Source organism: Parafrankia sp. FMc2, from assembly GCF_041008525.1.
GTDB lineage: Bacteria > Actinomycetota > Actinomycetes > Frankiales > Frankiaceae > Parafrankia.
Genome location: NZ_JBFLUG010000004.1, coordinates 1 through 18,046 on the forward strand (window position 1 = coordinate 1; position 18,046 = coordinate 18,046).

At 72.8% G+C, this 18,046-nt stretch carries 13 protein-coding genes; 10 read left to right on the forward strand and 3 right to left on the reverse strand.

Features of this window, described 5'->3' with window-relative positions:
• Nucleotides 1–127 precede the first annotated feature (127 nt).
• The 4 genes from AB1460_RS02625 (at nt 128) to AB1460_RS02640 (ending at nt 7,474) form a co-directional block, all read left to right on the forward strand.
• Nucleotides 128–2,014, forward strand: coding sequence for a DEAD/DEAH box helicase (locus AB1460_RS02625; RefSeq protein ID WP_368958925.1), 1,887 nt, complete (start codon nt 128–130; stop codon nt 2,012–2,014).
• Nucleotides 2,014–2,574: a hypothetical protein gene (locus AB1460_RS02630; protein WP_368959033.1), complete on the forward strand. Its 561-nt coding sequence runs from the start codon at nt 2,014–2,016 to the stop codon at nt 2,572–2,574. The genes AB1460_RS02625 and AB1460_RS02630 overlap by 1 nt, the downstream gene beginning before the upstream one ends.
• A gap of 258 nt (nt 2,575–2,832) precedes the next feature.
• On the forward strand, nt 2,833–6,717 hold the full coding sequence (locus AB1460_RS02635) for a hypothetical protein (RefSeq protein ID WP_368958926.1): 3,885 nt from the start codon (nt 2,833–2,835) through the stop codon (nt 6,715–6,717).
• 46 nt (nt 6,718–6,763) lie between these two features.
• Nucleotides 6,764–7,474, forward strand: a complete 711-nt coding sequence (locus AB1460_RS02640; RefSeq protein ID WP_368959048.1) for a hypothetical protein — start codon at nt 6,764–6,766, stop codon at nt 7,472–7,474.
• A 2-nt stretch (nt 7,475–7,476) separates the two neighbouring features.
• On the opposite strand, the gene AB1460_RS02645 is transcribed toward AB1460_RS02640, so the two are convergent.
• Nucleotides 7,477–8,130: a TetR/AcrR family transcriptional regulator gene (locus tag AB1460_RS02645; protein ID WP_368958927.1), complete on the reverse strand. Its 654-nt coding sequence runs from the start codon at nt 8,128–8,130 to the stop codon at nt 7,477–7,479.
• A gap of 47 nt (nt 8,131–8,177) precedes the next feature.
• Here AB1460_RS02645 and AB1460_RS02650 point away from each other — a divergent pair, with 47 nt between their 5' ends.
• From AB1460_RS02650 to AB1460_RS02660, 3 genes are all read left to right on the forward strand, one after another.
• On the forward strand, nt 8,178–9,299 hold the full coding sequence (locus tag AB1460_RS02650) for a hemerythrin domain-containing protein (protein WP_368958928.1): 1,122 nt from the start codon (nt 8,178–8,180) through the stop codon (nt 9,297–9,299).
• Between the two features lie 151 nt (nt 9,300–9,450).
• Nucleotides 9,451–10,737, forward strand: coding sequence for an ABC transporter substrate-binding protein (locus AB1460_RS02655; RefSeq protein ID WP_420497178.1), 1,287 nt, complete (start codon nt 9,451–9,453; stop codon nt 10,735–10,737).
• Nucleotides 10,704–11,615, forward strand: a complete 912-nt coding sequence (locus AB1460_RS02660; RefSeq protein WP_368958929.1) for a cobalt-precorrin-6A reductase — start codon at nt 10,704–10,706, stop codon at nt 11,613–11,615. The genes AB1460_RS02655 and AB1460_RS02660 overlap by 34 nt, the downstream gene beginning before the upstream one ends.
• A gap of 12 nt (nt 11,616–11,627) precedes the next feature.
• Here the strand turns inward: AB1460_RS02660 and AB1460_RS02665 are convergent, their stop codons facing one another.
• Together AB1460_RS02665 and AB1460_RS02670 are read right to left on the reverse strand one after the other, a co-directional pair.
• On the reverse strand, nt 11,628–13,658 hold the full coding sequence (locus AB1460_RS02665) for a DNA polymerase (protein ID WP_420497173.1): 2,031 nt from the start codon (nt 13,656–13,658) through the stop codon (nt 11,628–11,630).
• Nucleotides 13,659–13,662: 4 nt separating this feature from the next.
• The gene (locus AB1460_RS02670) at nt 13,663–14,211 is read right to left on the reverse strand and encodes a TetR/AcrR family transcriptional regulator (protein ID WP_368958930.1); all 549 of its coding nucleotides are present in this window, start codon (nt 14,209–14,211) and stop codon (nt 13,663–13,665) included.
• A 130-nt stretch (nt 14,212–14,341) separates the two neighbouring features.
• Here AB1460_RS02670 and AB1460_RS02675 point away from each other — a divergent pair, with 130 nt between their 5' ends.
• The 3 genes from AB1460_RS02675 to AB1460_RS02685 all read left to right on the forward strand — a co-directional run bounded on the left by AB1460_RS02675 (nt 14,342) and on the right by AB1460_RS02685 (nt 18,002).
• Entirely contained in the window at nt 14,342–15,268 is a 927-nt protein-coding gene (locus tag AB1460_RS02675) for a TIGR03564 family F420-dependent LLM class oxidoreductase (RefSeq protein ID WP_368959036.1), read from the forward strand.
• A 369-nt stretch (nt 15,269–15,637) separates the two neighbouring features.
• Nucleotides 15,638–16,855 carry an acetyl-CoA C-acetyltransferase gene (locus AB1460_RS02680; protein ID WP_368958931.1) on the forward strand — a complete coding sequence of 406 codons (1,218 nt, stop codon included), beginning with the start codon at nt 15,638–15,640 and terminating at the stop codon, nt 16,853–16,855.
• Between the two features lie 133 nt (nt 16,856–16,988).
• Entirely contained in the window at nt 16,989–18,002 is a 1,014-nt protein-coding gene (locus AB1460_RS02685) for a zinc-binding dehydrogenase (RefSeq protein WP_368958932.1), read from the forward strand.
• The last annotated feature ends 44 nt before the right edge of the window (nt 18,003–18,046 follow it).

The following is an 18,046-nucleotide window of genomic DNA, read 5'->3' on the forward strand; positions in this document are numbered from 1 at the left end:
CGAGGGGGCGCCGGGCGGCCAATCGACGCAAGCCACACGCACGGCAGATGACTGAGAGCCACACCCGACACCCCTGGGCCCCCGGACCTTACGACCGGCCCGAGTCGACCCAAGGAAGAAGGTAGGGATGACTGAGCTGCCCGGTCGGCTGCAGGCCACCTTTGTCCCCGCGGAGGACGCGATCGCCTGGTGGGGTGTGGCCGAGCTGGACGACGCGATACGCGAGCAGGGGCTGCCCGCGGGCCGCCCGGGCGTCTGTCGCCTGGCCGTGGCCAGGGGCGACGAGGTCCGGCCGGCGAACGTGCCCGTACGGTTCGCCGACCTGGACGCCGCCCGGCACGGGCTCCTGACGCTTGATCCGCGAGCCGAGGTCGGCGCCTCCGTTCGGGCGTGGCGCGACGCTGCGCGGCTGCTGGACGGCGACAGCCCCGAAAGCGATGACAGCCCCGAAAGCGGGGACGCGGCCTTCGGGGCTTTGGGCCTGCGGATGCCGCCGGCCGCCCACGCGGTGCTCGACGCCGACGGCACCGCCATCGCCGCCGCCCCCACGCTGCTGGCGCAGTTCCGTCAGGCGGTGGCCACCCGCGTCCTGCTGCGCGGCGCGGCCGTCACCGCCGAGCTGCGGCCCTACCAGGCGCACGGTGTGGCCTGGCTCCACGCACGCCCCGGTCTCGGGCACGGGGGGATCCTGGCCGACGAGATGGGTCTCGGCAAGACGCTGCAGGCGATCTGCATGCTGGCCACCCGCCAGTCGGAGAAGCCACACCTGGTGGTCTGCCCGACCTCACTGATCGGCAACTGGCGGCGCGAGCTGGCGCGGTTCACACCCACCACCCCAGCGATCATCTATCACGGCGCCAGTCGGGCGCTGCCGGCGACCCACCCGCCCGGCACCGTCGTCATCACCAGCTACCCGGTGCTGCGTAGGGACGAGCCGCTGGCCGCCACGGCCTGGGACGTCGTGGTCCTGGACGAGGCGCAGCAGATCAAGAACCCGGACGCCCTCGCCAGCAGAGCCGCCGCACAGCTGTCCGCCACCGTGCGGATCGCGATGACCGGCACCCCGGTGGAGAACCGGCTCGACGAGCTGTGGTCCATCCTCAACGTGACCAGTCCCGGTCTGCTGGGCACCCGCGGCCGGTTCCGGCAGCGGTTCGTCGCGCCGATCGAGCAACGCCGATCCGCGTCCGCCGCGGCCGCGCTCACCCGGATGATCACACCACACCTGCTGCGCCGTACCAAGGCCGACGTCGCCGCCGATCTGCCACCCAAGCTGTACTCCACGATCGTCTGCACGATGGCTGACGAACAGGCCCGGCTCTACCGGGAAGCCGTCGACAGGGCGTTCACCGCCGGGCTCGGCGCCGGCATCGAGCGCAGCGGCCGGGTACTCGCCCTGCTCACCGCGCTCAAGCAGATCTGCAACCATCCCGCCCAGTACCTGCGGGAGGGCACCGCCGCGCCCGGCCTGTCCGGCAAGTTCGACCGGGCGACCGAGATGCTGACCGAGGTCGTCGAGCAGGGCGACCGCGTGCTCGTGTTCACCCAGTACCGCGCGATGGGCGAGCTGCTCTCGAAGCACCTGGGCACGGTGCTCGGCGTCGGCCCGGTCCCGTTCCTGCACGGCGGCCTCGCCACCGAGCGCCGCGACCAGCTCGTCCACGCGTTCCAGGAGGACGACGAGGCGCCGCCCGTCCTGCTGTTGAGCCTTCGCGCCGCCGGCTTCGGGCTCAACCTGACCCGCGCCTCCCACGTCCTGCACTACGACCGCTGGTGGAACCCGGCGGTGGAGGAGCAGGCGACCGACCGGGCGCACCGGATCGGTCAGCTGCGGACGCTCAACGTCCACACCCTCGTCACCGGCGGCACGATCGAGGACCACATCGCGCAGATGCACGAGAACAAGCGGGGCGTCGCCGAGATCGTCTCCGGTGACACCCGGGCCGCACTGGCCAGGATGTCCGACGACGACCTCCACGCGGTCCTGGACCTCGGCCAGGGGGTGCTCGCGTGATGCCACCGGAGTTCGGCGCCACGCCCTGGGGCCGGGCCTGGGTCCGCACCGTCGAGTCGACGTCCATGGCGCGGCCCAACCCGCTGCTCCCCAGGGCACGCGCCCTCGCGCGGAACACCACCACCGTCGTGGCTGCCGGCGTCGGCCACGTCGAGGCCGAGGTCACCGTGCCCGGGCAGGTGTGCCGGGTCCGGATCGACCTGCCGGTCTGGCCCGACGAGACGCAGGCCGAGGCAGGGCGTCTGATCGCCAGGGCCATGGCCGAACACCGTGGGCTGGTGGCCGGAGACCTGCCCGACACCCTCGAGGCGGACCTCACCCGGCACGCGATCAGCATCGCCGTCCCCCCGGAAGCGCAGCAGGGCGCCTGCACCTGCCGGGCTCGCACACGACCATGCGTGCACATCCTCGCCACGATCTACGCGCTCGCCCAGCTCGTCGACGAACGCCCGGCATTGGCGGTCGAGCTGCGATCCACCCCCACGAAGGCCACCATCACCGCGGACCCGGGCTGGGTCGCGCTGTCCGACCTCGACCCGGCCGGCTTCTACGGAGACTGACCCGCTGACGATCCCGACGATCCCGCAGGATGGCGAGATTGCCGATGAGGACCCGTGCGACGATCACCGGTCCGGCGGAAGACATCACACTACGGATGATCTGCGGACGCCGGAAAAGGGAAATGTGAAGGCGCTGGCGCGGTAGTTTCCCTTTTCGCGGTCTGGGTGGGCATCCGTGTCGCAGCTTTCCTTCGGCCGGCAGTCAGGATGGGCCTGGATTCCGCGGCTGCCGCGGGGCGTGGTGAGAGGAGACGACGCATGGCCGACGACCGCGAGGATCGCCGGGTTCCGAGCACGTTGTTCGCCACCGTGGAGCACCTGATGCGGCGGCGACGCGGTCAGCCACTACCCATGATCGTCGTGCATGGGGTGGGCGGTGCCGGGAAGACCCACCTGCTCGACGAGGTCGAGAAGTACTACGAGTACGCCGTGCCGACGATGCGCATTGATGCCGGCCCCGAGCTGCTTCCCACGTATCCGGCGTTGCTCGAGGCAATGCTGGAAAGTCTTGTCGACGGCCATGACGAGTTCGGCTCGCTGCGGTTGCGCCGGCTGCAGCTCGTCATGCTCCTGATGAAGATGGGGCAGATCAGGCCGCGGTCGATCCGCAGAGTTCCCGAGTTCCTGCTCGGCGGCCTGTCCCTCGTCTACTACGTGTTGGAGGAGGCTGCCGACGAGGTACCGCTGCTCTCAGCCCTGCTCAGGGCTTTTCGCGTGTGGGTGTTCGACACGGTGCTGCGGCTGCCGTCGCCGGTGCGCCGACTGTTCGCACCCCGCCAGAACACCCTGCTGCGATGGCTGGAGCGGGACGGCTGGCAGGCCCTGACAGGCACGTCCGGGCACCGGCAGGTCAGGAAGGTGTTCGAGGAGTTCTCCGTCCACCGGCAGCGCGACAGTCCCGCCGGTTTCGACCGGCTGCTGGTGCAGGCCCTCGTCGACGACCTGCGCGCCGCCTACCGGACGCACCCGCGGCGGCGGGTGAGCTGTCTGCTTCTCGTGGACGACGCGGATCTGGTCGAGGCGACGGGATCGGTCGGGAGCCGTCCTCTTCCCGCACTGCTGCGTGATCTCGCCGGCCAGCTGCAGGCGCATCCCGACCTCGGGCTGCTCGTCGTGGCGACGGCACAGACCGCCCCACCGCCTGGCAGCGCCGCCGCCGACCCGGATGACGAGGGCGAGCAGGAGCCGGCGGCGGTCGCTGCCGCGCTGGTCGAGTCCTGGCGAACGACCCGGTCCGAGCCCCGGCGGGGCACCCGACCGGCGGGCCCCTTCGGCTGGTATGACCCGCGGGTCATGCTCGCCTTCCATCTCGAGCCGCTCAGCCGGGCACGGACCCGGCACTACCTGCGCGACTCCGGGCTGCCGGCGGCGCTGGCGGACGGCGGTGGCGCGGAGGACCTGCTCGACCGGCTCCACCTGATCACCCGCGGTCATCCGCTCGCGGTCACTCTGATCCGGCAGTACCTGCACGAGCGGCTCGCCACGAACTCATGGCCCCGGGTATCCCGTGCGTTGCTGGAAGCACGGCTGCGGGACACCCCTCGCGGCACGGAACTCGACAGCATCCAGGAGTACCTGGACCTACGGTTCCTGCACCGCTTTCCCGAACTCTACGAGCGGCCCGGCGCACCACCGGACCCGGACCTGGTCGACCGGGACGACATCCGCGACCTGCTCCGGACGCTGGCGGTTCCCCGCCGTCTCACCGACGAGGTCCTGCGCCTGCTCGGTATCGCGGCCGGTTCCAGCGGCCTCGCCGCGCTCCGGGCCGGGGGCCTGTGCTCCCCGGCGCCGGACGGGCGAGGCCAGCTGCTCCAGCCGCTCCTGCGCGACCTCCATCAACAGGATCCGGCGGATCCCCGGTACACGGCCTGGCACCAGGAGCTGCGGGACCATGTAACCGCGGCCCTCGGCAGCCGGCGCGACGAGCAGGGTGCCGACGAGGTCGAGCAGGGTGCCGACGAGGTCGAGGAGCAGACCGACCTGCTTTACCACGCGCTGGCACTGGGTGACGTCGAGGCGGTGGTGACCGCGATCGCGGCGCAGGTCGGCCGGCAGGAGACGTGGCCTACCGTGCTGGAAGCCGTCACCGAGGCGCCGATCCCCTCCCGTCCGCTGGTGGGCGGGCCCCCATCCGGCGGCGGTGAACCGGACCACGGGCCGGGCGAGAGGGCCCGGGTGTTACAGCGGCTGCTCGTCCTGCTCTGGCGGCGCAGATCCGTGCGTCCCGGCGAGGGCGGCGAACTACCGCCCTGGCTGGCCGGCGAACTGGACGACGTCGGCGGAGACAGCCCGACGGCCGCGATCGCCGAAGCCTTCCGCGCGTGCGCCGACCCGGCCGGGCAGCGGGCGGCCGAACGCTACGAGGCCATGGCGGAGTCCGACGACGACGGGCTGCCGCCGCCCGGGCCCGTCCACCGGCCTCGACCGCACTACCGGTATCCGGCACTGCGGCCGACCCGGCAGGAGACCCGGATGCTCGCGCTGGCCACCGTGGTGCTTCTGATCGTCGGCTACGGAACCGCCTACGTGGACCAGCGGGCGGACCTGTGTCACCCGGCGGGCTTCACCGATGTGCGATCGGTGTTGGGTGCACGCTGGGATCCGTACGTTCTCGACAAGGTGGCGGGCGCGGAGTGCATCGGGGTGGCATGGCCACCCGTCGAGTTCGCGACCGGCTCCGCCGGGGCGGTGGACAGCTGGCGTACCGGTCGGATCACCGATCTGTCCCGGCTCATCAGCGCCGAGAACGACCGGGTCAGCAGGATCGCGCGGCAGGACGATCAACATCGGGTGGTGAAGGTCGTCGTGGCCACCCAGCTGAGTACCGCCCAGGAACCGCCCTACTTCGACCTGGCCGTGGGTATCAACGAGCTGATCGGTGCGCTGCTCGGCATGCAGGCCTGGAACGGCGCGTCGGACCAGCGTCCGGCACCGGTCCTCGTCCAGGTGGTGCTCGCGAATCTGGGTGGAACGTCGGCCCACGCCGCGAAGGCGCTGGCGCGGGTACAGCAGCTGGCCGAGTCCGATCCGAGCGTGGTCGCCGTCATCGGGCTCGGCCAGACCCGCGCCGGAACCGCCGAGAGCCTGGCCACACTGGGCTCCGCCGGCATCCCGATGATCGCCTCGGCCCAGTCCGGTGACGCCCTGGGCCAGCAGGAGAACTACTACCGGATCGCTCCGGCGAACTGGCTGCAGGCACAGCTGGGCACGGCCTGGATCCGTCAGGAACATCCCGACGCCCTGACGTCGCTGATCATTTCCAATCGGGACAACTACAGCGCCGGGCTGGCCGGGGACTACCGCCGCCAGCTCGCCGGTTCCCTCGCAGCGATCGACGACCGGGACGTGATCAGGTTCGACGAGCAGACCCCCGGGCTGTCGCACTACTTCCAGCGCGAGATCCAGCACCGGTGCGACAGGGAGCCGGAGAAGGACCAGGTACTCGTCTACACCGGCCGGGCCAACGAGGCGATCGAGCTGGTCCGTGCTCTGGGCTCGCCGCAACTCGATGCCGACTGCGCAGGGCGGGTGACGATGCTCGGCGGTGACGACATGACCCAGACCGAGGAGACCGAGATGCAGCGGGAGCTGCGAGGCAACCCCGCCCACATCTACTTCACGACGTTCGGCACGACCAGCGAGGCCCGCCACATCCTGCCCGACCGCTCCCGCCAGGTCTGGGAGCAGCTGTACTGCGACTACGACCAGCTGCGCGTCACGACGCTCCCCCAGCACGCGATCGAGCTGGGGGGACACATCCAGGTGGCCTACGACGTCTTCGGAGTACTCGCCGACATCGCCCGCCAGCTCGGCCAGCAGCATGCGGAGATCAACCGGGAGACGATCCGCGGTGCTCTCGCGGGCACCAGCCACGAGGGCGCGACCGGGCTGATCGATTTCACCCGGCCGGAGTTCACCGTCGAGCCCTGGACCTCGGACGGTCCGGCGTCGGACGTGCGACCGGAGCGGACTCGCCTGGTCGTCCTGCAGGAACTGCACGAGAGCGACGACACCGATGCGGCTGCCGGCAGCCGCGACGAGGACGAGGACGAGGACAGGACGGTGGTCACCAAACCGACGGCGTTCCTCGCGAACGGCGATCTTGTGCCGATCGCCCTCGAGGAACCGCAGCGCTGCTGACGACCAGGCTCTGGCAACGCAGAATGATCTCGTGGACGAACTGGGCATGGATGATGCCGTGAACGAGCTGGAGATCGTCTGGCGGCAGCTGAGCTCCGGCCAGAAGCCCATGGCGAGCCTGCCGCATCTCGCGGCGCAGGCGCTTGCCGACGGGCACGACAGCCCGGCGTTGCGCGAGCTGGCGGGGCTCGGCGTCCGTGACGATCTGCTGGCCCGCCGCCTGCTTCCGCTGGTACTCGAGGGGCTTGGTCGCGATCTTGACCGGGTGGTGGGCGACTGGGGGCGGACCGTGCCCTGGGAGACGGCGCGGGAGCAGTTCGAGGCCGATCTCGTTGACCGCACCGAACATGCGATGGCAGCTGTCCGGCGTGATCTCGCAGAGATCGGCAGCACGGTCGGCCGCCTGACGCTGCACTGGGCGGGCAGCTACGACGACGACGGTCAGCCGCATCTGCTGGTCGGCTTCGACGGCGAGCCTTACCTCGGCGGCGGGAACCCGGCCGAACCCCTGTGCGGCCGGGATCTGGCCGCGTGGGTGGCCTCCCTCGCCGCGAGCACGCAGGAGGCCGTGATGGAGCTGTTCCTGTCCTACTGGCCGACCTGCGAGCGGCATCGCCGCGGCCTGCACCTGCGTGATTCCTATGCGTACGGCGACGACGAGGGGGATCGGGGCGAGCAGGGGTGGCCGGTGTGGCGGTGCCGCGCGGAGGGCGGCCACCTCGTCGCTCCGGTCGGCGGGCTGGGAACCGGCAGCTGAGGTCAAAGAAGCAGTGTGGTGAGGGTGGCCTCGTACCAGGCGGCGACGGAGGCCTCGCTGCGGTCGGGGTCGTCCTCGTAGAGCAGCCACGCCGTGTACCAGTTGCACGTCGTCCACACCGTGCGCGAGGCGTCGTCCACGCTGAGACCGGGCCGCAGGCCACCGCCGGCCGCGAGGGCCGCCACGAACAGCCGCGTGTCCTGCAGGCGCCGCCGCTCCTGCTCGCGCCAGGCGGCGGCGATCGACTCGTCCTGCGCGGCCGCCTGGACGTAGGCGCGGCTGATCTGGGCGTTGCGCCTGGCCCGGCGGCCTGCGAGCACCCCGAACAGGTGCAGCTGGCTTCGCTGGTCCGCGGCTCCCATCGCGGCGCGGAAGGTGTCGTCGTCGGCGAGCGCGGTGTCGGTGCCGTCGTCGACGGTCCGCTCCAGGGCCAGTTCGAGCAGCCGTGCCTTGGAGGCCAGCGCGTAGACCGACTCGACGGCGACGCCGGCCTTCGCGGCGACGGCCTGCATCGTCGTTCCGGCGTAGCCCTGGGTGCAGAAGAGGTCGACGGCGGCGTCGAGGATCGCGGCCCGGGTCGCCTGGGCCTGTGCGGCCCGGCGGGGCGAGTGGTAGCTGCGGGTCGGCTTCACGACGACGTGCACTCCAGGTGGCATGGAATCAATACGGTCTGCCTGTAGTGATTCTAGCGAGGGAGCCTCCGATGGCGAAACCGACCGCCTATCTTCTGATCCACGACGCCATCCGCCTGGAGCTGCGTCGTCTGGCCGACGTGACGTCCGAGCTCGCCGACGGCCGCCGGGTGGCCGGGCCGGCGCAGCTCGCTGCACTGCGCGACCACGTGAACGACGTCCTCGACGTCCTGCACCACCACCATGTCGGCGAGGACGACTACCTCTGGCCCCTGCTGCGTGACCTCGGCCTGCCGGCCGACGGCCTTGCCGTCCTCAGTGCCGATCACGAGAAGCTCGACCTGCTGATCCAGCGGCTGCGCACCGGGCTGACGGGGCTCGCCGGCGGCGACCGCGGGGCCGTCGGCGCGCTCGCCACCGTCACCGGCACCCTGCACACGCTCATGGACGAGCATCTGGCCGTCGAGGAGTCACTGGTCGTTCCCGCGATCGAGACCATGATCACGGACGCCGAGCTGACCCGGCTCGAGAAGCGGATGAGCCGCGACTCGACGGCGCGGATGTCCTTCGCGCTGCCCTGGGTGGCCGAAGCGGGCCCGGACCGGATGGCGGAGGTCGCCGGCGGGATCGGGCCGCTGCTGCCCGCCCTGCTTGCGGTGAGCCGTGCCGGTTACCGGCGCCGGCTGGGGGTCGCCTACGGGGCCCTCGTGGCGGAGCCGGGCCCGGTGCGGCTGCGCGGCGCGGCCGAGATCGTCATCCCCGCTCCGGTGGAGGAGGTGTATGCGGCGGTCTCCGACGTCCGGCGGATGGCCGGCCACAGCCCGGAGTGCTACCGGTGCGCGTGGCTGGACGGGGCCTCCGAACCTGTGGTCGGGGCCCGCTTCCAGGGCTGGAACCGCTTCCGGGGGTTCCGGTGGTCCCGTGAGTGCGAGATCGTCACCGCCGATCCGGGCCGGATGTTCGCGTTCCGGACGCGTCGGACCAGTCTCCGGCCGGACAGCACGCTGTGGCGCTTCGAGCTGCGCGAACACCGCGCGGGCACGCACGTCAGCCAGACGTTCGAGCTCTCCGCCGGTGCGGCGGTCATGCTGTTCGAGCGGGTCAGCGGTCGGGAGACGAGTACTCCGGCCGCGATGCGGCGCACCCTGGAGCGGCTGCGTGACGACCTGGCCCGCCTGCCCGTGCACACCTGAGTCGACCAGCCGCAGGGCGGTGTAAATCCGCCCGAAAAGGTTGACGCGGGCCGGCCCACTGCGAATGCTGAATGGCCGGTGCGGAAAGGGAGCGAACAGCGGAATGGTGCTCTGGGGAAGTGGCGTGGCCGGCCGGCCTGTGCGACGCTCGATGCCGGACTTCACCTGGAGTAAACGGAGGCGGAGGCAGAGCCGGGTAAGTGCGGGTCGCCGCCGTGCCCCGTGGGCAGCAGCCGGTCTCTCAGTGGTTCTCCTGACGGTGTCGAGCGGGTGTTCTGGCGCCGCTGATGCTCCGGCTGCGCCGGACTGCGCGAGCGCGCCGGGGATTACGAGCGACACCATCCGCCTGGGTCTGCTCATGTCGGACTCGGGGACTGCGGCCAGTCAGGTCATCGGTGCCCGGTCCGGCATCGACGCGCGCATCGAGTCCCAGAACGACCGGGGTGGGGTGCACGGCCGCAGAATTGTCTACGACTGGCGCGACGACGAGTCGAATCCGGCGGCGAATCTGATCGCGGCGCAGGACCTGGTCGAGAGAGGTGGGATTTTCGGCCTGCTCAGCGCGAGCATCGTGGCGACCGGTTCGGCCGATTACCTGCACGAACGGGAGATCCCGATCGCGGGCCTCGCGACCGAGCCGGCCTGGTCGAGCTACGACAACATGGTGAGCTACCTGAACCGGGTGCCGACGGCGGTCATCTACGACACCCTGGCGCAGTTCGCCCGGTCGAAGGGGGTGCAACGAGCCGTCATCGTCAAGACCTCGATGTCGGCGGCCTCCGAGGTCGGTGCCCAACGGATCGAGCGGATCCTGCGGCACGCCGGAATCGAGATCGTCGCGGCCGTCGACTACACGCCGAACGGCATCACCGCGGCGACCCTCGGCCGCCAGATCGCCCAGACCGGAGCCGACGGCCTGTTCGGCGCGCTCTCCGGCGACCAGTTCGCCGAGGTGTACGGCGGCGCGGTGGCGGCCGGTGCTCCGCTGCGTGCCGGCGTGGGAACCAACGGCTACGGCCATGAGCTCCTCAGCAGGTACGGCGCGAAGATCGCCGGGGCCTACTTCTACCTCGCCTACCAGCCGTTCGAGGCTGACACGCCCGCCCAGCGGGAGTATCTGGCGGCGCTGGCGCGTCATGCCCCGGAGCTTCATCCGCCCGACGCGCAGGCCGCCGTCGAGTCCTACATCGTCACGGACCTGCTGATCAGGGGACTCGACGCCGCCGGGCCGTGCCCCACCCGGGCCGGGCTGCTCGCCGCGCTGAGATCCATCACGGACTTCGACGGCGCGGGCCTGCTGCCCGGGCCGGTCGATCTCACCAAGGGCTTCGGCCAGTCGGCGAGCTGCCTCACCTTCGTGCAGGTCACCCGGGCCGGGACGGGCTTCGACGTCGAACAGACGCGGTGCGGTCAGCCCATCTCCGGCCCGGCGGCGTGACGCGGCGGGTGCTGGTGCTCGGCGGCACGGCGGACGGCCGCCTGCTCGCGGAGCGGCTCGCCGAGCTGCCCGACGTGCGGGTGACCTACTCCCTCGCGGGCCGGGTCGCCGCGCCCGCGCTGCCGCGGGCCGCCGGCGCGGCCCGGATCCGCGCCGGCGGGTTCGGCGGCGTGGATGGTCTGGTCGACTATCTCCGGTCCGCGCGGATCACGGCGGTGATCGACGGGACGCATCCGTTCGCCGCCGTGATGACCGGGACGGCGGTGGCGGGCTGCCGGGCGGCCGGAGTACCCCTCCTGGTCATGCGGCGGCCAGGATGGAGCGAATCCGCCGGTGACCGCTGGCACCGGGTGCCCTCACTCGACGCGGCGGCCCGCGCCCTCGACGGACTCGGCGAGCGCGTGTTCCTCACGACGGGCCGTTCCAGCGTTGCGGTGTTCGCCGGTCTGGACCGGCACTGGTTCCTCCTGCGGTCGGTCGAGCCGCCCGGGCCTGTGCTGCCCGCCCGGTCGGAGATCCTGCTGGAGCGGGGCCCGTTCACCGTCGAGGGGGAGACGGCGCTGATGCGCCGCCACCAGGTGGACGTCATCGTCACCAAGGACAGCGGCGGCACGCTGACGGCGGCGAAACTGGGCGCCGCGCGGGCCCTGGGCCTGCCGGTGGTGATGGTCGACCGGCCCCCGCTGCCGGCCGGCGCGGTCACCGCACCGGACTCCGGTGCGGCCCTGCGCTGGCTCGACGCCCACGGCGACGGAGCGGGCGGCCCGCCGGACCCACCAGGCCCGCCAGACCCACCAGGCCCTCCGGACCCACCAGGAACGCAGGACCCACCAGGAACGCCGGGCTCCGCGGACCCGCTGGCGTGGCCTGGCCGCTGAGCGGCGGCTGGTTCAGCTCTTGGCGTCCGACCACCGTTCGGAGACCGTGATGTCGGCGACGAACCGGACACCGCTGCCCGCGGCCCAGTAGCCGGCCGTCGCGTCCAGCGCACGGCGGGTCGTCACCACCACCTCGTCGGCCCGTTCCGTGGGCACGTGGAGCAGCAGCTCGTCGTGCAGGCAGAGCACGATCTCCCCGCCGAGCGGCACGAGCAGCTGGCGCACCGTCACCGCCCACGCCTTGAACAACTCGGCGGCCGCGCCCTGGACCACCGCGTTGCGGGCGAAACGGCCCCAGCTCGCGTTGACCCGTTCCGGATCGCGCGCGCCGTCCGCCTCGTCCGTGCCGTCAGGCCTGACGGGCAGCGGGATCCGGCGCCCGCCGAAGGTCCGCAGCGGGGGCCGTGTCACGCCCGCCGGCGCCGCGGGCTCCCGGCCGACGGCCTCGGCCGCGTCGAGGTAGGCGAGGGCCACGGGGTAGGTCCGCTGCATCTGGCGCAGTGCCTGGCCGGCGGCTCCGGACGTCTGCCCGTACATCGCGGCGAGGACGGCGACCTTCGCCGTGGGACGGTCGACCCGCAGGCGTGCCGCGACGGGTGCGTACAGGTCGTCCTGCGCGGTCGCCCGGGCCAGCTCGGGATCTCCGGAGACCACGGCGAGTACACGGGGCTCTATCTGGCCGAGATCCGCGCGCACGAACCGGTACCCGGGTTCGGCGATCACCGCCACCCGCAGGTCGCCGGGCAGGCTGTGCAGCCCGGCGTCGGCCGTCATCCGGCCCGCGGCGCCGTCGCTGCCCCGCCAGCCCCCGCGCAGCCGCCCGTCGGCGCCGACATGGTCGTCCAACCAGCCGAAGCCGTAGGTCGTGGCGATCCGCTCCGCGCGCCGCCAGGCCAGCAGCGGCTCGATCACCGGGTGGGCGCCGCGCAGCGCGGTGAGCCGCCACGACCGGGTGTCCGGCACGTCGATGCCGACCGCGGCCAGGCCGGCCCGGAGCGACAGCGGGCTGCGCAGGTCCACCGACGGGCCGAGATGGCGCAGGACGGGGGCGTCGCGGGCCTGCCTGGCCGTGACCCGTCCGGTCTCGTCACGCGGCCTCGGCCCGATGATGCCGGCGATGGTCCGCTCGGCGGTCGGGCGGTGCACCGGCAGGCCGCGCCGCGCCAGCTCGTGGGCGAGCAGCTCCGCGGCCGACTCGGCGCGCGCCGTCAGGACGGCCAGCGGCACACTGGTCGGGCGGGCCCGCGGGTCGGGCAGGGCCCGCAGCGCCCGCTCCTGGGCAGCCATGGCCGCCAGCGCCAGCTCGGCGAACCGCTCCGCCCGCGCCAGCCTCACGTCCACCCCGCCCGCCGCGGTTCCGCGCAGGGTCTCGTCGATCCACCCCGGGCGGAGCTGGCCGTCCGCCCCGACCGGGCCGTCCGCCGGGACGTCGTCCCCGACCCGTCCCGCGCCGACCGGGCCGCCCGCACCGGGCAGCTTCGGCGACTCGTCGATGGTCGCCAGCAGGTCGAGCTGGCCGTCGCTGCGGTGGCGCGGCGGCGACGGCGGGGGCGGGAGCCCGCGGACGGCGGCCCAGACCGCACCTGGGTCGTCCCGCCGGCCGCCGTGCAGGACGCGGTGGACGGCGGCCAGATCCCAGCACAGCGCGGGATCCGTGCCTCCGTCACCCGCCGGGCGGGGGCCCCGACCTGTGGAACCGGCATCGGCCCCGGAACGGTCGTCGCCGGTCCCTGTCAGCAGCGACCCGATGCCGCGCACCGCCCACCACACCCATCGGGGCGAGAGAGCCGCCTCCACCGCGCGGAGGACGGCGGCGGGGTCGGCGGAGTAGGCCCACGTCGTCCCCCCGTGCGCCAACGCGACCCCGGTGCGGCCCACGGGGACCACCGCCACCGGCGAGCCGCGGCCTGCGCCGGCCGCGGCAAGCGCCCGCGCCGCCGCGCCGCCGGCGTCCGCTGTCGCCTCGGCGCCGGCGGTCCGGGGACTGTGGGGGGCGTGGGGCGTGCTGGTCCCGGGCGCCCTGGGCCCGGGCGCCCTGGTCACGCGGTCATCCGGATGCGGACCACAGGACATCGTCGGCGGCGCGGGCCCGCAGGCCGTCGAGCAGCACCGTGGTGAGGTGGTCGTCCGCGCGCGCACCCGGGCGGCACAGCGCGACGTTGAGGATGCCGATGACCTCCGCGGACGGGATGTCGGAACGCAGCGTGCCCTCCCGCTGCGCCCGCTCGATGACGCGTGCCAGCAGCGCGTTGAAGTCGGTGACGAGCTCCTGTAGATGCGCGGGCGGCGGCAGGCCGGCGGTGAGGTCCTTGATGACCGCCAGTGGCAGGTCCGTGCACAGCGCCACCAGACGGAGCAGGGTCGCCCAGCCGTCCTCCGTCGGGTCCCGTTCGGGGGCGAGCAGGGTCCGCAGGGCTTCCGCCGCGACGTCGACCAGCAGGGCCTGCCGGTCGGGAAAATGCCGGTACAGCGTGCCGACGCCGAGCCCGGCGGCACGCGCGATCTCCTCCATGGACGCCGCCGAGCCACGCCGGGTCAGCAGGGCGCTCGCTGTGGTGACGATGAGCTCCCGGTTCCGCCGGGCGTCCGAGCGCACGGGCCCGACCTCCCCTCGGCACGATCTCCTCGGACCGATCTCTCGAACCGATCCCCGCGCCACCGCGGGACATCATGCTACGGTTTCGCCGACGCGGAAACGGAATCCGAGATTCACCTTGGGGGAACCGCTGAAGATCGGCCTCTATGTCAGTGGCACCGGCTCCAGCCCTGACGTACTCATCGACCAGGTACGCGCGGCGGCGGACGCCGGGCTCGACAGCGCGTACCTCAGCCAGCTGCTCTCCTGGGACGCCCTCACCGTCGCCGCGCTCAGCGCACGGGCGGTGCCGGGAATCGAGCTGGGCACGGCCATCGTGCAGACCTATCCACGGCACCCGCTCGCCCTCGCCGGCCAGGCACTCACCGTGCAGGCGGTGAGCCGGGCGCCGTTCACCCTCGGTATCGGCCCGAGCCACCCGCAGATCATCGAGGGCAACTTCGGTTACAGCTACGACCAGCCGGCCCGCCACATCCGCGAGTACCTGTCCGTCCTGCGGCCGCTGCTGCGCGGCGAGCCGGTCGACCACCGGGGGCAGGCGGTCACCGCCGCCGGGATGGTCGACGCCGCGGGGGTGCCGGCGCCGTCCGTCCTGCTCTCCGCACTCGGGCCGGTGATGCTGCGCACCGCTGGCGAGCTGGCCGACGGCACCGTCACCGTCTGGACCGGTCCCGAGCTGGTCGGCGACTACATCGCTCCCACGATCACCCGGGCCGCCGCGGCGGCCGGCCGGCCCGGACCGCGGGTCGTCGCGACCGTCGTGGCCAGCGTGACCGATGATCCCGACGGTGCCCGGCAGTGGGTCGCCGAGCAGCTCGGCTTCGCGGCCGGCTTCCCCGGCTACCAGGCCGTGCTGGAACGCCAGGGCCGCACCGGCGTCGCGGAGACCATCGTCGTCGGCGACGAGGACACGGTCGGCCAGGCGCTCGCCGCGTACGCCGCCGCCGGCACCACCGAGCTGGTCGTCGGCCCGATCGGTGACGCCCAGGCCCAGGCCCAGACGCTGGACCTGCTCGCCAGCCTCCGCGGGGACCTCGCGCCGACTCCGCCGGCATGAGCGTGGTGTAGTGGTGCGGTGGCAGCCGGTTGCGGAGTGTCATCCGGCGCCAGGGGCGGAGATCCGGGGGAGGGGCTTCCCGGCATCCGTCAAAGAAGGTCGTCGGGTCAGTCTCCGGAAAGCGCCCGGCGGGTGCGAGCACCGGCCGGTGGCGTCGCCATCCGCCTCGGGTGACCTGGTGTGCCCAGCCGGGCTGTTTGTTTTCTCGGAAGCACATCCGCCGGTTTCCTGACAGGGCGCATCAAGGGGCGGCGCGGGACCGAACTCGGTATGGTCGGCGAGATCGTCGATCCGCCGGAGCGGCCTTGCGCGCGGGCCGGCGAGTTCGTACCAGCCGGGCCGGGCACGGACGATCGAATGGGGTGTGTGATGCGTGACGCGGTGATCTGTGAACCGGTCCGTACCGCGGTCGGGCGTTTCGGCGGGGCACTGCGCCCGCTGAGCGCGCAGGCGCTCGGCGCGGCGGTGCTGCGGGGCCTCGTCGAACGGACCGGCCTGGGGCCGGCGGATCTCGACGACGTCGTGTTCGGCACCTGCTACCCGACGATGGACGCGCCGGCCCTCGGCCGCGTCGTCGCGCTGGACGCCGGCCTGGACATCAGCGTCCCCGGTCTGCAGCTCGACCGCCGCTGCGGGTCGGGCGTGCAGGCGGTGGCGCTGGCGGCGATGCAGGTGCAGACCGGGGTCAGCGACGTCGTGATCGCCGGCGGCGCGGAAAGCATGAGCAACGCGGCCTACTACTCCACCGGGATGCGCTGGGGCGCGGGCGGCGGGGACGTCACCCTGCACGACGCGCTCGCCCGCGGCCGCGTCACCGCCGGCGGCGAGAACCATCCGGTGCCCGGGGGAATGATCGAGACGGCGGAGAACCTGCGCCGTGAGTACGGCATCCCCCGCGCCGAGCAGGACGCGCTCGCACTGCGCTCGCACCAGCGGGCGGTGGCGGCGCAGGCCGCCGGCCGTTTCACCGACGAGATCATCCCGGTGCGGGTGCCGGGTCGCCGCGGCAGCGTGACGGTTGTGGACGTCGACGAGCATCCGCGGGCCGACACCACCGTCGAGTCGCTCGCGGCCCTGCGGCCGGTGATGGGCCGCACCGACCCGGAGGCGACGGTCACCGCCGGGAACTCCAGCGGGCAGAACGACGGCGCCTCGGCGTGTGTGGTGACGCACCCGGAGGCGGCCGAGCGGCTCGGCCTGCGCCCGCTGGCGCGCCTCGTGAGCTGGTCCGTGACGGGCGTCGAGCCGGGGCGGATGGGGATCGGGCCGGTCTCCGCCACCGCGCGGGCGCTGGAACGGGCGGGGCTGAAACTCGCCGACATCGACCTCATCGAGCTCAACGAGGCGTTCGCCGCGCAGGTACTGGCCTGCACCCGCGAATGGGGCTTCGGCGCCGCCGACTGGGAGCGGTGCAACGTGAACGGGTCCGGAATCTCGCTGGGCCACCCGGTCGCGGCGACCGGCGGCAGGATTCTCGCGACGCTGCTGCGTGAGATGCACCGCCGGGGCGTCCGCTACGGCCTGGAGACCCTGTGCATCGGCGGCGGGCAGGGCATCGCGGCGGTCTTCGAACGCGTCGACGGATAAGCCGCACGTCTCAATACAGGCCCGGTGCGGCCCTGGGTTCCCGGCATAGCGGCACCAGTGAAATCATCGTGGCTGACCTGGGTGACGTCGCTGCGTTCCCGATCGCTGGACGACCGTTCGGAGGGAGATATCCGTGGACCTGATGCGAGCCGCCCGCCTCCACATTCCCAGCCACACTCTCACGATCGAGGAGGTCCCCAGACCTGTTCCCGGGCCGTGGCAGGTGCTGGTGAAGGTCGAGGCGGCCGGCGTGTGCATGTCGGACGTCCACCTCATCGACGGCTCGCTGGGCCGGCCCCGGTACCTGCCCGACGACACGGTCACGATCGGCCACGAGGTCGCCGGCACCATCGCGGAACTCGGCCCGGACGTACCCGAGCTGGCCGTGGGCCAGCGGGTTGTCCTGCAGGCGGGTGAGGTCCGGGAGGGTGACATGCACACCCGCGGCATCGACTTCGACGGCGGCTGGGCCGAGTACGCCCTGGCCGGGGCGGAGTCGGTGTTCCCGTTGCCCGCCTCGATCCCGTTCGAGCAGGGGGCGATCATCCCGGATGCGGTGTCGACCCCGTGGGGCGCGATCGTGAACACGGCCGCGATCCGGCCGGGCGAGGCGGCGGGGGTGTGGGGCGTCGGCGGGCTGGGCGCGCACGCGGTCCAGGTACTGCGGGCGGTCTGCGCCTACCCGATCGTCGCCGTCGACCCCGTCCCCGCCGCCCGGGAACGGGCCCTGGAACTGGGCGCGGACCTCGCGCTCGACCCCCGGGACAACACGCTCAAGGACCGGATTCTCTTCCTCACCCGCGGCGCCGGCCTGAACACCGCCTTCGACTTCGCCGGGGTCCCCTCGGTGTACGACCAGGCGTTGGGCGTGCTCGCGCAGGAGGGCCGGCTGGTGGTCGTGGGCCTGTCCGGCCGCCCGCTGACCATCCGCAACAGCACGACCTTCGGCTACATGAAGCACCAGGTCCTGGGGCACTTCGGGTCCGGGCCGGAGGTCGTCGCCCGCCTGGTGGACCTGGTGGAGCACGGCCGGCTCGACTTCTCCCGGTCGATCACCGACGTCCTGCCGTTGGAGCAGGCCAGCGTCGCCGTCCAGCGGATGCACACCAAGGAGGGCGACCCGCTGCGCCTCATCCTGCGGCCCTGACGCGCGCCGGACCGGGCTCGATCGGCCGGGCCCCGGCCCCGGGT

What these genes read in the sequence shown, in the direction of transcription:
- AB1460_RS02625 (WP_368958925.1), top strand. Translation starts at nt 128, where the DNA reads ATGACTGAGCTGCCCGGTCGGCTGCAGGCCACCTTTGTCCCCGCGGAG.
- AB1460_RS02630 (WP_368959033.1), top strand. Translation starts at nt 2,014, where the DNA reads ATGCCACCGGAGTTCGGCGCCACGCCCTGGGGCCGGGCCTGGGTCCGC.
- AB1460_RS02635 (WP_368958926.1), top strand. Translation starts at nt 2,833, where the DNA reads ATGGCCGACGACCGCGAGGATCGCCGGGTTCCGAGCACGTTGTTCGCC.
- AB1460_RS02640 (WP_368959048.1), top strand. Translation starts at nt 6,764, where the DNA reads ATGGATGATGCCGTGAACGAGCTGGAGATCGTCTGGCGGCAGCTGAGC.
- AB1460_RS02645 (WP_368958927.1), bottom strand. Translation starts at nt 8,130, where the DNA reads ATGCCACCTGGAGTGCACGTCGTCGTGAAGCCGACCCGCAGCTACCAC.
- AB1460_RS02650 (WP_368958928.1), top strand. Translation starts at nt 8,178, where the DNA reads ATGGCGAAACCGACCGCCTATCTTCTGATCCACGACGCCATCCGCCTG.
- AB1460_RS02655 (WP_420497178.1), top strand. Translation starts at nt 9,451, where the DNA reads ATGCCGGACTTCACCTGGAGTAAACGGAGGCGGAGGCAGAGCCGGGTA.
- AB1460_RS02680 (WP_368958931.1), top strand. Translation starts at nt 15,638, where the DNA reads ATGCGTGACGCGGTGATCTGTGAACCGGTCCGTACCGCGGTCGGGCGT.